The organism is Kaistia soli DSM 19436, assembly GCF_900129325.1.
GTDB lineage: Bacteria > Pseudomonadota > Alphaproteobacteria > Rhizobiales > Kaistiaceae > Kaistia > Kaistia soli.
In genome coordinates, this window is sequence record NZ_FQUP01000005.1 from 108,183 (window position 1) to 122,544 (window position 14,362).

Here is a 14,362-nt window from a genome sequence, read left to right on the forward strand (position 1 = left end):
GCCTTCTCATGGCCGCGCCGGACGGCCCCGTCAAGACTTACATCACCGGCGGCTCGGGCTGCAGCGGCGGAACATAGTCCGGCTCGCTCCCTGGTTGGTCCTCGATCGGCGGATCGTTGACCGGATAAGGCGTGCGCCCGCCCTTCGGATTGGTCGGCGGCAGTTCCTGCGGCTCCTGCTGGGGCAGTTCCCTTGGCAGGTTGCCCGGGATATCCGGCGGCTGCACAGGCGGCTGCTGCGTCGGGATGGGGTCGTGCATCGGCGGCATCGGCTGGCCGGGTGGCATGGGCTCGGGCGTGGTCGGCTGAACTGGATCGGACATCGGCGTTTCTCCCTTTGCTGGAAGATGAACGCCTCGCCCGCACCCAGGGTTCCGATCAGCCGTCCGATACAGGCGGTGGCGTCCTCCGCTGCCCGCCGAAAAGCAGCCTCTGATAGAGCAGGCCGATGCCGATCAGCACCAAGCCGAGGCCCATGAAGGAAAGGGCCCGCCAGATGCCTTCGAGGTTGCCCATGTCGAGCAAGAAGACCTTCAGCACCGCGATCAGGATCACGACCGCCGAGGCGAGGCGCGCCGCCTTCACGTCGAACAGCAGCCCGCCGAGGAGCAGCAGCAGGCCGAGCACCAGCCACACCGCCGAATAGGTGTAGGATTCGGCGGAGCTGATGATGCCGGCCGTCAGGTCCGGGCTGGTCGCATAAAGGAAGCGGATTTCGAGCGAAACGCCGCCGAAGGCAAGCCCAAGGGCGACCAGGCCTGTCGCAAGCCTCAGCCAGCGCCGGACGGCACCGGAACCCGCCGGAAGCGGCTGCATGGCGAGCAGCCCAGCCAACAGCGCCGGCAGCCAGTAGGCGAGGACAATCTCGTTCAAAAGCGCGGAGCCGGCGACGGGATCGCCAGTTACCAGCGGGTTAAGCAGGAAGCCGAGTGCGATGACGGCGTTGAGGAGGCCGATGATGCGCGCGATGACGGCTCCGGCCGCGGTGACAGGGTTCGAGTCTCGCCGTCCGAGGCGGGTCAGGCCGAGGGCGAAGGCGAAGGCTGCGGCGGTGTTGAGACCTTGCTCCCCGAGGCGCGTTTCGTCCGCGAGGAGATTGCCGCCGAATGTGATGGCGTGGATTTCGAACACGACCAGCAGCGCGAGCATCGCCAGAGCGATCGCCTCGGCCGCGAGGGCCGCACGATCGGTCACGCGTCGCCGCAGCAGGACCGCCGCGCCACCAAAGGCGAGCGTTGGAATGCCGTAGCCCGCGAGAATCGAGGCATAGACGGCCGATCCTGCGCGGATGTCAAAGACATAGGGATCCCAGACGATGCGCCCGAATACGGCGACGGCCATGACCAGCACGGCATAGCGCAGCGCGGCGATGGGCCTTTTCGTCTCCACCCAGGCACAACCGAGGCTGGTCAGCGCAAAGGCGGTGGTGAGGATCCCGCCGTCGAGCGCCATCGTCAGCGCGAAGGCGATTGCGCCGACAGTGCCGGCCGCGAAAAGTCCGGTCGCGATCATGTCGGTGGCATTATCGGGCCGCTCGGCCGACGAGGCGCGGGCGGCGAGAACGCCGTAGAGCGCTGCGAGCGCCAGCGCCATGGCGGCGAGAACCGGATTCGCGGTGAAGCCGGAAATCCGCAGATAGGTCATCGCGATGATGAGCAGGGGGCCTGCGGTCGCGGCGCAGATCAGCGCCGCCGTCGCGAACGCGCCGGCTTCGGGACGTCGCCTCGACCGTGCCAGCGCCGTCACGATCAACCCGGCCGCGCCGATTGCCGCGATATTCGCAAAGAAGGTGATCGTGCCGGGCAACGGGAAATAGGCGGCGATGGAATCAACCACATAGGTGGTGGGCTCTGCGGCGGCCTGGCTGGCGGCCGGCCAGAAGAACAGCAGCGTGACGACCAGCGCGGCGGCGACACCGCTGGCCAGCGCCAAGGCGTCATAGCGCCAGGCAGCGGCGAGCATCATCGCGCCGCCGAACAGCGCCGCAATGACGCTCGTGGTCGGATAGGCGTGGGCAGCGTTGCCGGCAACCAGCAGAGCGGCTGCGCCGGCCAAGACGAGGCTGGCGAGCCAATCGGGTTTTTCTGCCGCCTCGTCGTCGCGATGGACGTCGACGACGAGGAAGACAAGGGCCAGCCCCAGGAAAGCCAGCGCGTAGGCGGCATCGACAAATGCGTCGCCGGTGGCGCCCGCGAGCATGAGAAGGCCCCAGCCGAGCGCGCCGACGCTGGCCGCAATGGCCAGCCAGCGCCAGCCGCGGATGCGCGCGAGACCGAAGGCGGATGCCGTGACGAAGATCAGATAGAGCGCGAGAATCGCCAGATTGGGATCGCGAGACGCCACCAGCAGCGGCGTTGCATAGGCACCGACGAGGCCAAGGCCTGAAAGCCAGGGGCCGTGCAGGGCCGCCGCGGCCATCGTCCCGAGACCGATGGCCGCGAAGAGGATGAAGGCGCTTGCCGGACCGATCAGCGCATAGAGTGCGTAGGCCGCGTAGACCGTTGCGAACAGGCCGACGGTGCCGGCCGCCGTCAGGATGCCCGGGATGTTGGCAGCCGGAATCGCCGAGAACGCCGTGACCCGCGGCGATCGGCGCAGCCATTCTCCAGCTCCAAGCAAAGCGAGGGAGAACGCTGCGCCAAAGGCGACGCGGATGCCGGGACCGATCAGGCCAGCATCGATCGAATAGCGGACGAGGAAGATTGCGCCGAGCGCCAGCGCCAAGCCGCCGACCCAGACCGCCCAGCGCGCGCCGAGCTTCTGCTCAAGGCTTTCGCGTGGCGCGCGTCGTGGAGCGGACGGTTGCGACGGGGCTGGTTCCGCCGGCACGTCTTCTGCCGCGTGGGCTGAAGACTCGTCGGGCGGGGAGACGGATGGGGCAATCGTCTCGATTCGCGCCGCCATCGCGATATCGGGCTGTGGCGGCCGTTCAGTGCCGCCTTGCTCGATCGCGATCAGTCGTTTTTCAACCACCGCAAGGCGGCGGCGGGTGCCGATCAGCATGAAGAAGGACACCACCGTGATGATCGGCAGTGCAATGACGAGAAGGATACCAAAGGCGATGAGACCGTCCATGCGCCGTCGATAGCATGTCCAGTAAGGCGCTGCTGTGTCCTTGATCCCAGCTTGGCCTGGCGGAAGGCGGCGAGGCCCCAGTTGCCGCGCCGCCTCGTTCCCTGTATCCCGCAGCGGGCGAAGATTGATGACGGGCTGGGCAGGCAGAGGAAACGGCGAGGTCGCGTGAGCAGCACGGAAACGCCCGTACAGTCCGATGGCTCCGGTATTGCGCGGCTCTCCCGCGCGATCGAAGCGCTGGTCGACCGGATCGCGACATCCACGGTGGCGAGCCTTCTGGCCATTGCCATCGTCGCCTTTCTCGCCTTCATTCCCGGCCTTACGACACTGCCACCGATCGATCGCGACGAGCCGCGCTTCGCGCAGGCGACGCACCAGATGATCGAGACCGGCAATTATCTCGACATCCGTTTCCAGGACGAGGCGCGCTACAAGAAGCCGATCGGCATTTATTGGCTGCAATCCGCCGCCGTTTGGCTGACCGGCACCGGCCCTGACGCGCCGATCTACATCTATCGCCTGCCATCCTTCCTCGGTGCGATTGCCGCTGCCATGCTCACCTGGTGGCTGGCGATCGCCTTCGGTCGGCCGCGCGCGGCGCTTCTGGCCGGCATGCTGGTGGCAACCACCATTCTCGTCGGTGTCGAGGCGCGTCTCGCCAAGACCGACATGATGCTGCTCCTGACGATTACGGCGGCGCATGGTGCGCTCGCCCGGGCCTATCTCTCGGTCGACAACAAGCGTTCGCTGAAACTTGCCGCGATTTTCTGGACGGCGCTCGGTGCGTCGATCCTGCTCAAGGGGCCTGTCGGCGTTGGTGCCATTGCCTGCCCGGTGATTGTGCTGTCGCTGGTGAGCGGCTCATTCGGCTGGCTGCGCCGCCTCGCGCCTTTGCCGGGCCTGATCTGGATGGCGCTTGTTGTCGCGCCCTGGTTTATCGGCATCGGCCTTGCCAGTCGCGGTGCCTTTTATCAGGAAGCGCTCGGCAAGGACTTGTTCCAGAAGGTCGTCAGCGTCCAGGAATCGCATGGCGCGCCGCCCGGCGCCTATGCGCTCATCTTCGTCTTCACCTTCTGGCCGCTCGCCGCCTATTTCCTCGCTGGCCTCTCATCGATCCTCGACCGGCTGCGCCAGCCTTCGATCCTCTATGCCGCTAGCGCCGTCAGCCCTTACTGGATCATCGTCGAGGCGGTGCCGACCAAGCTGCCGCACTACATTCTGCCGCTGTTTCCGCTGATCGCGATGGTGACGGCCGATGCGATCGACCGCGGCGTGATCAACAAGGCGAGCACGCATTGGTTCATGCGCTTCCTCGCGCTCGCACCGGCGCTTCTGCCGGTCGCGCTGGGCGTGGCGGGCATCGCCATTGCCCTGCTGCTCGGGGACCAGATGCCGGTTCTCGGCACGCTGATCCTCATCGCTGCGGCGGGTGTCGGTCTTGTCTCCGCTAAGCTGTTCACCCGCTCGACCATAGCGAGCGCCGTCGTCGCGGGTCTTGCCGCGATCGTTGCCTATTGGGGCGCATTCGGCGTCGTCCTGCCCGGGCTGCAGCAGACGCGGCTTAGCGAAAGACTGGTCGCTGCCGGCCACGCCGCTGCGTCCTGTCCGACACCGGCGCTGGCCAGCGCCGGGTTCGAGGAGCCGAGCCTCGTCTTCGTCGCAGGAACCGCGATCCAGCTTATCGACGGTGAGCGGGCTGCCACGTTCCTTTCCGAGGGACCCTGCCGCGTCGCTTTCGTCGAGCGGCGGCAACTGTCGATGTTCAACGGCCGCGCCGATGATCTCGGTCTCGCGCCGCAGGAGCGGGCCGTGATCGAGGGCTACAACATCAATGGCGGCCGCCGTCTCGAAATGCATGTGTTCACCTTGCCGGAGGCGAAGCCTTGAAGCTTGATCGCCACGGCCGGCTCGCGGCTCTGAAGCAACGCTTCGTCGACAATGTCATTTCGATCCGGGGCAGGGCGATGCGCGTCACACTGCGCAGCCATGTCGAGCCGCCGCGGCTTCGCCTCGGTGAATGGGCGGCGATCGCGCTGGCGGCAGCCGTAACCGTGCTGGTGATCGGCGTTGCCTTCGATCGGATCTCGATCTTCCGGGCTCGCGAGCTTCCCGGCGTCGTCGTCGATGTGTTCAGGATCATCTCGGACGCCGGCAAGTCGCAATGGGAACTCTATCCGGCGGGCATTCTGGTGCTCCTGCTGCTTGGCTGCAGTTGGTCGGCGGCACCGCGATTCGCCCGCGTCTTTTGGGCCGAAGTTGGCGCGCTCTCGGCGTTTGTTTTTGCCTCGATTGGCGGTATCGGCCTCCTTGTGAACATCGTTAAGCAGCCGATCGGCCGTGGCCGGCCACCGACATTCGACATGTTCGGGCCCTTTTCGTTTCAGCCCCTTCATTTCGCCTATGAGTTCCAGAGCTTCCCGTCCGGCCATTCGGCGACGGGCGGCGCCCTGATCGCGCTCGGCTTCCTGGTCTTCACGCGCTGGCGCATCGGCCTCCTGCTTTTCGGCCTCGCGATCGGCGCCAGCCGCGTCGCCGTGGCGGCGCACTATCCATCGGACGTCGCGGCCGGTCTCGTCGTGGGATTTGCCTTCACGATGTGGCTCTCGGCTGTCTTTGCCCGTTATGGCTGGGCCTTTCATCGCGGCGCGACCGGCACTATAAGGGCGCGCTCCGGGGCGATCCGGCGGGTCTGTCGAAGTCCTGCGCGGATCGTGATCGTGCTGGCCAGCCTTGTCGATGCGCTGGTCGGGCGTCCCGTTTTCATCCCGGCGCTGGCATCGATCGGAGACGGCTCGTATGGCAGAACCTTCCCCCGCATCGGGCGCGTCGAATAAGCCCGAGCGGCTGCCGGCCGTTTCGGTTCTCATTCCCGGCAAGAACGAAGCCGAGAATCTGCCTGAACTCATTGAGGAAATTCGGGTTGCGCTCGGCGCGCGGACTTTCGAGATCATCGTTATTGATGATGGCTCGGACGACGATACGCCTGCCGTTGTCACGGCGCTGATGCGCGATCGCACCTGGCTGAGGCTGGTGCGCCACACGGCGTCCTGCGGGCAGAGTGCGGCCGTCAGAACCGGGCTGCTCGCCGCGCGGGCGCCGATCGTCGTCACGATCGATGGGGATGGTCAGAACGATCCAGCCTTCATGCCCAAGCTGATCGACGCGCTCGAAGCTGGCGGCCCGCGGACGGCGATCGCGGCGGGCCAGCGGCTGAAGCGTACCGATTCCGGCGCCAAACGGATTGCCTCGCGCTTCGCCAACTGGCTGCGCGGCGCGATCCTGAAGGACGGGACGCGGGATTCAGGCTGCGGCCTGAAAGCTATCCGGCGCGAGGTGTTCCTTTTACTACCGTATTTTGACGGATGGCATCGCTATTTGCCGGCTTTGGCGATCCGCGAGGGCTACGCCGTCACTCATATCGACGTTGTCGACCGCAACCGGCGGCACGGTGCTTCCAAATACGGCATTCTCGATCGCGGCGTTGCCGGCGCGCTCGATCTTTTCGGTGTCTGGTGGCTGCGGCGGCGGCGCAAGCGCGTGCCGAGCCCCACGGAGATTTCGCTCGATGGTTGATGTGTTCAATGCGCTTGGTGGCTGGCTGCATGCCGTGTTCGTGCAGCAGCTCGACTGGTGGGTGGTGCTTGGCTTTGCCGCGCAGATCCTGTTCACGATGCGCTTCGTCGTGCAGTGGGTCGCCAGCGAGCGCGCAAGGCGCAGCGTCGTGCCGGCCGCGTTCTGGACATTCTCGATCCTCGGCGGCGCCCTGCTGCTGGTCTATGCGATCTACCGCAAGGATCCGGTGTTCATCGCTGGACAGGCCGGCGGCCTTTTCATCTATTTCCGCAACGTCTGGTTCATCCGCCGCGAAAAGCGCGAGACGGCTGCCGGCTGATCGCCGTCAGGCGAGATTGTCGACCTGCTGGAAGGCCGCGTCGAGATCGGCGATGAGATCGGCAGTATCCTCGAGGCCGACATGCAGGCGGATGAGGGGACCGGCCGCTTGCCAGTCCGTCGCGGAGCGGCGGAGGCGGGCGGGAATGGCGAGGCTTTCGAAGCCACCCCAGGAATAGCCGAGGCCGAAAATCCTGAGTGCCTCCAGGAAGGCCGTCGTCTTGTCCTGGCTCCAACCGTCCATGACGACGCCGAACAGCCCCGACGCACCGGCCATGTCGCGCTGCCAGAGCGCGTGGGCCGGATGTCCGGCGAGGCCTGGATGGAGGACGTGCGCGACCTCGGCGCGAGTCTCGAGATATTGGGCAACGGCGAGGCCGGATCGCATGTGATGGTCGAGGCGAATGCCGAGCGTGCGCAGGCCGCGCAGCCCGAGATAGATATCATCCGGTCCGACGCAGAGCCCGAGCGTCACATAGGTCTCGCGCAGCCGAGCGAAGGCCGATTGTGCGGCCGAGACCGTTCCCAGCATCAGGTCTGAATGGCCCCCGATATATTTCGTCGCGGCGAGAAGACTGATGTCGGCGCCGAGCGCCAGCGGCTTGCAATAGTAGGGCGTCGCCCAGGTGTTGTCTGCGATCAGGAGCGCGCCGTTGTCATGCGCCGCGCCCGCCATGGCTGGGATATCGGTCAGCTCGAAGGTGAGGGAGCCCGGGCTCTCCACATAGACGGCGCGTGTCGTATCGCGCATCAGCGCTGCAATGCCGCCGCCGATCTCTGGATCGAAGAACGTCGTCTCGACGCCGAACCGCGCCAGCACCTTTTCGGCGAAGGTGCGCGCCGGATCATAGACGTTGTCGGCCATCAGCAAGTGATCGCCGCTGGCCAGCACCGAGAGAAGCGCGATCGAGATCGCGGAAAGGCCGGACGGGCAGAGCACGGTTCCGGCTGCGCCCTCAAGCTCGGTCATGGCCGTTTCGAGCGCTTCGATGGTCGGTGTCCCGGTGCGGCCGTAGGTATAGGGCTGCCCGCCCGGACGCATGGTCTCGACATCGGGAAACAGGACGGTGGAGGCGTGCACGACCGGCGGGTTGACGAAGGCGCCGGTGATCGAGCGGCTGCGTCCACCCTGCGCAAGCTGCGTCAGCGGGCGCTTTTCGCGACCGTCTTCCTTCCCACTCGCCATTCTGCTCTCCTTCATGCGCACAGCTGGCGCTAAAATCATCATGCCGCATCAATGTGCGCATTTGCCACTTGGCGTGGTGCTCGCCCCTTGACCTGCCTGCCATAATCGCCTGAGATGGCCCGGTCAAACGTCGTCGGAAACGTTCCGGGGGCGTGCCGCAATGGTTCGGCGATCGCGCGGCTGTCCGCGCGGCGACAACAGAGGCGCCGGGTTTGAGAGGCTTTGTCCGTATCGGCGGAAATTGAAAGCCAACCGGCAGGACGAGCCGATCAAGCGGCATCGGACGACCCGAAAAATGACAGAGGGCTGCAGAAAATGAAGAAACTGATCGCATCGATCGTCGCCGGCGCCGCGCTGGCCACGGCTGGCGTTTCGGCCGCCAGCGCCGGCACACTGGAAGACGTCAAGGCCAAGGGTTTCGTGCAGTGCGGCGTCAATCCGAGCCTGATCGGCTTCGGTGTCGCCGACGAGAAAGGCGAGTGGAGCGGCATCGACGTTTCGTTCTGCCGCGCCGTCGCCTCAGCGATCTTCGGCGATCCGACCAAGGTCAAGTTCAGCCCGCTGAACGCCAAGGAGCGGTTCACCGCCCTGCAGTCCGGCGAAGTGGACCTGCTGTCGCGCAACACGACCTGGACCATGTCGCGCGATTCATCGCTCGGCCTGATGTTCGTCGGCGTCTCCTATTATGACGGCCAGGGCTTCATGGTTCGCAAGTCGCTCGGCGTCTCGTCGGCGCTGGAGCTCTCGGGCGCGAAGGTCTGCACGCAGACAGGCACGACGACCGAGCTGAACCTCGCCGACTATTTCCGCTCGCACAACATGCCCTACGAGGTCGTCGCCTTCGAGAAGAACGAGGAAGTGCTGCAGGCCTATGAGGCCGGCCGCTGCGACGCCTACACGACGGACGCGTCTGGCCTCTATGCCGAGCGCCTGAAGCTCACCAATCCCGACGATCACATGATCCTGCCGGAAATCATCTCCAAGGAGCCGCTCGGGCCGGCCGTCCGCCAGGGCGACGACAAGTGGTTCACGGTCGTGAAGTGGACGCTGTTCGCGCTCATCAATGCCGAGGAACTCGGTCTCACCAAGGCGAATATCGACGAGAAGAAGACCGCCGATAATCCGGAGATCAAGCGCTTCGTCGGCGTCGAGGGCGATTTTGGAACCGGCATCGGCCTGACCAATGACTGGGCCTACAACGTCATCAAGGGCGTCGGCAATTATGGCGAGATTTTCGACGCCAATGTCGGCCCCTCGACGAAGCTCGGCATCGCCCGCGGGCTGAACAATCTCTGGTCGAAGGGCGGCATCCAGTACGCCCCGCCGATCCGCTAGCCTTCGCTCGCAAACGGCCGCGGACGGAAGACCGTCCGCGGCGACTGCCTCAGAGCCGACCGGGCAACAAGATCCGGCGAGCGTGACGCAGGCCAACCGCGCATCTGACCGGCGCGAAGCCGGATGACGAGGGGATATGGCAGCAGGGGATATCGGGGCTCGGTCCTTTGGAGGTCGCGCCGCCGCGATCATCAACAATCCGTCCGTGCGCGGTCTTGTATTCCAGATCGCGTTTGTCGCGGCGCTTGTCTGGTTCGCCTGGGACATCGCCGACAACACGGCGCGCAATCTGCAGAAGGCCAATATCGCCGCCGGCTTTGGCTTTCTCGATCGAACGGCAGGCTTCGGCATCGTCCAGAAGCTGGTCTACTATACCGAGGCAAGCTCTTATGGCCGCGCGCTGCTCGTCGGCCTTCTCAACACCTTGCTCGTCGCGGGCCTCGGCATCGTGATCGCGACGATCCTCGGCTTCATCATCGGCGTAGCGAGGCTCTCGCCAAACTGGCTGATCGCCCGGATCGCGACTGCCTATATCGAAATCCTGCGCAATATCCCGCTGCTTCTCCAACTCTTCTTCTGGTATTTCGCGGTGCTGCGTGCCGTGCCGGGCATGCGCGAGAAATGGACCTTTCTCGGCATCTTCCACATCAATATCGGCGGCCTGCACGTCCCGCGTCCGGTTTTTGCCGATGGCGCCGGCACCGTTGGCCTGGCGCTCATCATCGGCGTCGTCGCCGCCGTGCTCGTTGCACGCTGGGGCCGCAAAAGGCAGGAGGCAACCGGCCAGGCGCCTCCAGCCGGTTGGATTGGCGTTGCGTTGATCATCGGCCTGCCGCTGATCGCCTATTTCGCGCTGGGCCGGCCGATCTCGTTCGACGTACCTGTCTTCAACGACCAGGGGCCGATCCTGAGGCGCGGCTTCCAGGCCGGTTCAGGCATGACGGTCATTCCCGAATTCTTCGGCCTGCTGCTCGCGCTTTCGCTCTATACCGCCGCCTATATCGCGGAGACGGTGCGTGCCGGCATCAGCGCCGTCGGGCACGGCCAGTCCGAAGCGGCGCATTCGCTGGGCCTGCGGAACGGGCAGACGCTGCGCTATGTCGTGATCCCACAGGCAATGCGGGTGATCATTCCGCCGCTGACCAACCAATATCTGAACCTCACCAAGAACTCATCGCTCGCGGTCGCGGTCGCCTATCCAGACCTCGTGTCGGTCGGCGGCACGGTGTTGAACCAGACGGGCCAGGCCGTGGAGATGGTCACCATCTGGATGATCTTCTATCTCGGCCTCAGTCTCCTGACCTCGTTTGTGATGAATATTTGGAACCGGCGCGTTGCGCTGGTCGAGCGGTGAGGCGCCGATGAGCACGATGGCGTCGACTGCTTATGTTCGCAGCGAAATGGTGGGGCCGCAGAAGGCACCGCCGAGCATGATCGGCCCTATCGGCTGGGCGCGGAAGAATCTGTTCTCCAGTCCGATCAATAGCGTGCTGTCGATTGTTGCAGCGCTGTTCATCGTCTGGTGCCTGATTCCCGTCATCCGTTTCACCCTGATCGATGCGGTCTGGACTGGCGATGACCGCGCCGCGTGTGCGCAGGCGAGCGGTGCGTGCTGGGCCTATGTGAAGGCCTATCTGCCGCAGTTCATCTATGGCCGCTATCCGATCGATCAGCGCTGGCGCGTCGATATCGTGTTCTTGATGCTCGCGGTCGCGCTGGTGCCGATGCTGATCCCGCGCGCGCCGTTCAAGCGGCTCAATGCGCTGTTCCTGCTCACCGTCTATCCGCTCGCCTCGTTCGTCCTCCTGACTGGCGGCCATATCGGCCTTCGCGGGCGCTTCCTCCCCGACGACATCGTCGGTCCGGGTCCCGTTCGCTTCGCCCTCGAATTCGCGCTCGTATCCTTCGTCATCATCCTTTTGGTGGGGCTGGGGGCGCGGCTGCTCGGCCTGCGGGCCTCGCAGTCGGGCAGTGCGATCGGTATCGTTCTCGGCGCGCTCGCCGTGGTTTTCATGGTCGTCGGCGCCGATTTCGGGCTGGTACCTGTCGAGACAGCCAATTGGGGCGGCTTGCTTGTGACGCTGGTCGTCGCCGTGACCGGCATGGTGGCGTCCCTGCCGCTCGGGGTCATCCTGGCGCTCGGCCGGCGCTCGAAGATGCCGGTGGTGCGGATCGCCTCGGTCACCTTCATCGAGGTGTGCCGCGGCGTGCCGCTGATCACGGTTCTATTCATGGCGTCGGTGATGCTGCCGCTTTTCCTGCCCGAGGGCGTGACCTTCGACAAACTGTTGCGGGCGCTGATCGGCGTCGCACTCTTCCAGGCCGCTTACATGGCCGAGGTGATCCGTGGCGGCCTGCAGTCGATTTCGCGCGGCCAGTATGAAGGCGCCATGGCCATCGGGCTCAGCTATCCGCAGCGAATGCGCCTCATCATCCTGCCGCAGGCGCTGCGCGTGGTCATTCCCGGGATCGTCGGCTCGTTCATCTCGCTGTTCAAGGATACGACCCTTGTCGCGATCATCGGCCTGTTCGATCTGCTGGGGCAGATTCAGGCCTCGGCCAATGATGCCAAATGGGCATCGCCAGTTACCGGCATCACCGGATATATTTTCGCCGCCATGGTGTTCTGGGCGTTCTGCTTCTCCATGTCACGCTATGCGGCGTTTACCGAAAGGCGGCTCGATAGAAGCCGCCGTGGATAGATTGCGAAGGGGATCTTATGACCGAAGCGATTGCAGTCGCTGAACCGCCGATCGCCCTCAAGGTTTCGTCGACCGACGTTGCCCTGGAGATGATCGACGTCAACAAGTGGTTCGGTGAGTTCCATGTGCTGCGCGACATCAATCTGAAGGTCATGCGCGGCGAGCGGATCGTCATCGCGGGACCGTCCGGCTCCGGCAAGTCGACGCTCATCCGGTGCATCAATCGCCTTGAGGAGCACCAGAAGGGCAAGATCATCGTCGACCAGATCGAGCTCACCAACGATCTCAGGAAGATCGACGAGGTGCGCCGCGAGGTCGGCATGGTGTTCCAGCACTTCAACCTCTTCCCGCATCTGACAATTCTCGAAAATTGCACGCTGGCGCCGATCCATGTCCGCAAGATGCCCAAGAAGGAAGCGGAAGACGTCGCGATGCACTATCTGACGCGCGTCAAGATTCCTGAGCAGGCGAACAAATATCCTGGCCAGCTCTCGGGCGGCCAACAGCAGCGCGTTGCCATTGCCCGCTCGCTCTGCATGAGCCCTCGCGTGATGCTGTTCGACGAGCCGACGTCGGCGCTCGATCCGGAGATGATCAAGGAAGTGCTGGACGTGATGGTCGGGCTTGCCCTTGAAGGCATGACCATGATCTGCGTGACGCACGAGATGGGCTTTGCGCGCCAGGTGGCCAACCGCGTCATCTTCATGGATGGCGGCCAGATCATCGAGCAGGACGAGCCCGAGACCTTCTTCACCAATCCGAAGCACGAGCGGACCAAGCTCTTCCTCAGCCAGATCCTGCATCACTGACCAGCCCGGCCGAGGCAGGACCGGTCAGCGTACGCGGTTCGGTCAGCGACTGAGCAGCGGCGTGATGTTGCGGATCGTCACGCGGCGGTTCTGGCGCGACGGGCCGTCGGTCGGGACCTTCAGATAGTCTTCGCCATAGCCCTGGGTCACCAGGCTGCGGGCCGGTATGGCGAAGTAGCGGTTCAAAATGGCGGCGACCGAGGCGGCCCGGCGGTCCGACAGCTCCTGATTGGCGAGCCGCGTCCCGACGGCGTCGGTATGGCCCTCGATCAGGAACACCTGGTTTGGCCAGCGGTCGAGCACGCGGCCGAGAGCGGCGGCGATACGCTCGAGCTTCCAGACCTGATCGTCGGAAACCCGCGCCGAGCCGCTTTCAAAGGTGATCGTGTCGAGATCGACCGCCGCGACGCGGGCGCGCAACTGCTCCGAGCGGCGGATTTCATTGAGCGTATAGCCACCCATTCCCGGTGCCACGGGACGGCCGCGTAGCGCGCCCTCGATCTCGGCTTCGCTGGCCCTGCCGCCATCGAGGCCGCCACGTCCGCCGCCAAAACCGGGCGGCGGGGGAACCTCGCGGGGGTCGTAGATGCGCGGCGGTAACTCGCGGTCATCGCCATAGCGATCCGGGCGCATGCGATCGATGATCACCGTCTCCGTGCCGTCTGGCGCGATCTGGATGCGGCGGACGAGACGATTGTTGCGATCGGTGATGTCGACCACGGTGACGCCGCCGGGATAGCGCTGGCGCGTCTCCGTGAGGCTGCCGCGACGGATGACGACAGGCGCGTCGGCCGCGGGGGCGGGCGGCTTCGCGGGCGCCGCGGGCTTTGGCGGCGTCGCAGGCTTCGAGGAAGGCGCCGGCTTGGTTTCCGCCGGCGGCTTTATGGGCGCGGGCTGCTCGATCTTCGGCGGCTGGTATGGCTTCGGCGCATTGGCGGCGGGCGCTGCGGGCGTCGTGGGTTGCGGTTCGGCGGCAGGCTGAACCGCGGGCGGCTGCGGCGCGGCCGTCACCGGAGCTGGCGTTGCGGGCTGAGCCGGCACTCTGCCGGCGGCAACCTCGGCCGCGCGCAGCGACTTCATGGCGTTGGCCACCGAGCGGCGCGCGGCACGGATGTCGCCACCGGTCTCCTCAGCATTGGACAGTGACTTTTCTGCAGCGTCGAGGGCCTTCTGCGCCGCGTCGACCGGGTCATCGGCCTGTGCCACGACGATCGCCGCTTCGGAAGCGCCATAGGCTGGCAGCAGTGAGGCAAGCGTGGCGACCGGGAGGACGGCGGAGAGCAGCAGGAACGAGGCGAGCTTCATGCGGATGACCTTCTCGGACGGACGGCTTAGTTCGCCGACGGAATGCGGCGAGGATGTGAG

General features: G+C 65.4%; 12 protein-coding genes. 8 read left to right on the plus strand and 4 right to left on the minus strand.

The window, feature by feature from the left end; genetic code table 11:
* Nucleotides 1-37: 37 nt before the first annotated feature.
* Both BUB39_RS20085 and BUB39_RS20090 read right to left on the minus strand, forming a co-directional pair.
* Nucleotides 38-322, minus strand: a complete 285-nt coding sequence (locus BUB39_RS20085; protein WP_210187117.1) for a hypothetical protein — start codon at nt 320-322, stop codon at nt 38-40.
* Nucleotides 323-377: 55 nt separating this feature from the next.
* A complete protein-coding gene (locus BUB39_RS20090) occupies nt 378-3,074 on the minus strand; it encodes a DUF2339 domain-containing protein (RefSeq protein ID WP_084527738.1) in 2,697 nt (898 codons plus the stop codon).
* A gap of 165 nt (nt 3,075-3,239) precedes the next feature.
* Here BUB39_RS20090 and BUB39_RS20095 point away from each other — a divergent pair, with 165 nt between their 5' ends.
* From BUB39_RS20095 to BUB39_RS20110, 4 genes are read left to right on the plus strand one after another with little or no spacing between them, the layout of a single operon-like run.
* Nucleotides 3,240-4,961 carry an ArnT family glycosyltransferase gene (locus BUB39_RS20095; protein ID WP_084527740.1) on the plus strand — a complete coding sequence of 574 codons (1,722 nt, stop codon included), beginning with the start codon at nt 3,240-3,242 and terminating at the stop codon, nt 4,959-4,961.
* Nucleotides 4,958-5,908: a phosphatase PAP2 family protein gene (locus BUB39_RS20100; RefSeq protein ID WP_073057329.1), complete on the plus strand. Its 951-nt coding sequence runs from the start codon at nt 4,958-4,960 to the stop codon at nt 5,906-5,908. Before BUB39_RS20095 ends, BUB39_RS20100 begins: the two co-directional genes overlap by 4 nt.
* Nucleotides 5,871-6,647, plus strand: coding sequence for a glycosyltransferase family 2 protein (locus BUB39_RS20105; protein WP_073057332.1), 777 nt, complete (start codon nt 5,871-5,873; stop codon nt 6,645-6,647). Before BUB39_RS20100 ends, BUB39_RS20105 begins: the two co-directional genes overlap by 38 nt.
* Nucleotides 6,640-6,966: a lipid-A-disaccharide synthase N-terminal domain-containing protein gene (locus BUB39_RS20110; RefSeq protein ID WP_073057335.1), complete on the plus strand. Its 327-nt coding sequence runs from the start codon at nt 6,640-6,642 to the stop codon at nt 6,964-6,966. Before BUB39_RS20105 ends, BUB39_RS20110 begins: the two co-directional genes overlap by 8 nt.
* Nucleotides 6,967-6,972: 6 nt before the next feature.
* Here BUB39_RS20110 and metC read toward each other — a convergent pair whose 3' ends face one another.
* Nucleotides 6,973-8,151 (minus strand): cystathionine beta-lyase, encoded by a 1,179-nt coding sequence (metC, locus tag BUB39_RS20115; RefSeq protein ID WP_073057338.1) that lies wholly within the window; start codon nt 8,149-8,151, stop codon nt 6,973-6,975.
* Between the two features lie 315 nt (nt 8,152-8,466).
* On the opposite strand from metC, the gene BUB39_RS20120 reads away from it, so the two are divergent.
* The 4 genes from BUB39_RS20120 to BUB39_RS20135 all read left to right on the plus strand — a co-directional run bounded on the left by BUB39_RS20120 (nt 8,467) and on the right by BUB39_RS20135 (nt 12,997).
* Nucleotides 8,467-9,486 carry an amino acid ABC transporter substrate-binding protein gene (locus tag BUB39_RS20120; RefSeq protein ID WP_073057341.1) on the plus strand — a complete coding sequence of 340 codons (1,020 nt, stop codon included), beginning with the start codon at nt 8,467-8,469 and terminating at the stop codon, nt 9,484-9,486.
* A 136-nt stretch (nt 9,487-9,622) separates the two neighbouring features.
* Complete coding sequence (locus BUB39_RS20125; RefSeq protein ID WP_073057343.1) at nt 9,623-10,840, plus strand: amino acid ABC transporter permease; 1,218 nt, start codon at nt 9,623-9,625, stop codon at nt 10,838-10,840.
* Between the two features lie 16 nt (nt 10,841-10,856).
* Nucleotides 10,857-12,188, plus strand: a complete 1,332-nt coding sequence (locus BUB39_RS20130; RefSeq protein WP_342169481.1) for an amino acid ABC transporter permease — start codon at nt 10,857-10,859, stop codon at nt 12,186-12,188.
* Between the two features lie 17 nt (nt 12,189-12,205).
* Nucleotides 12,206-12,997: an amino acid ABC transporter ATP-binding protein gene (locus BUB39_RS20135; protein WP_073057346.1), complete on the plus strand. Its 792-nt coding sequence runs from the start codon at nt 12,206-12,208 to the stop codon at nt 12,995-12,997.
* A 42-nt stretch (nt 12,998-13,039) separates the two neighbouring features.
* Here the strand turns inward: BUB39_RS20135 and BUB39_RS20140 are convergent, their stop codons facing one another.
* Complete coding sequence (locus BUB39_RS20140) at nt 13,040-14,302, minus strand: OmpA family protein (RefSeq protein ID WP_139251551.1); 1,263 nt, start codon at nt 14,300-14,302, stop codon at nt 13,040-13,042.
* Between the last annotated feature and the right edge of the window lie 60 nt (nt 14,303-14,362).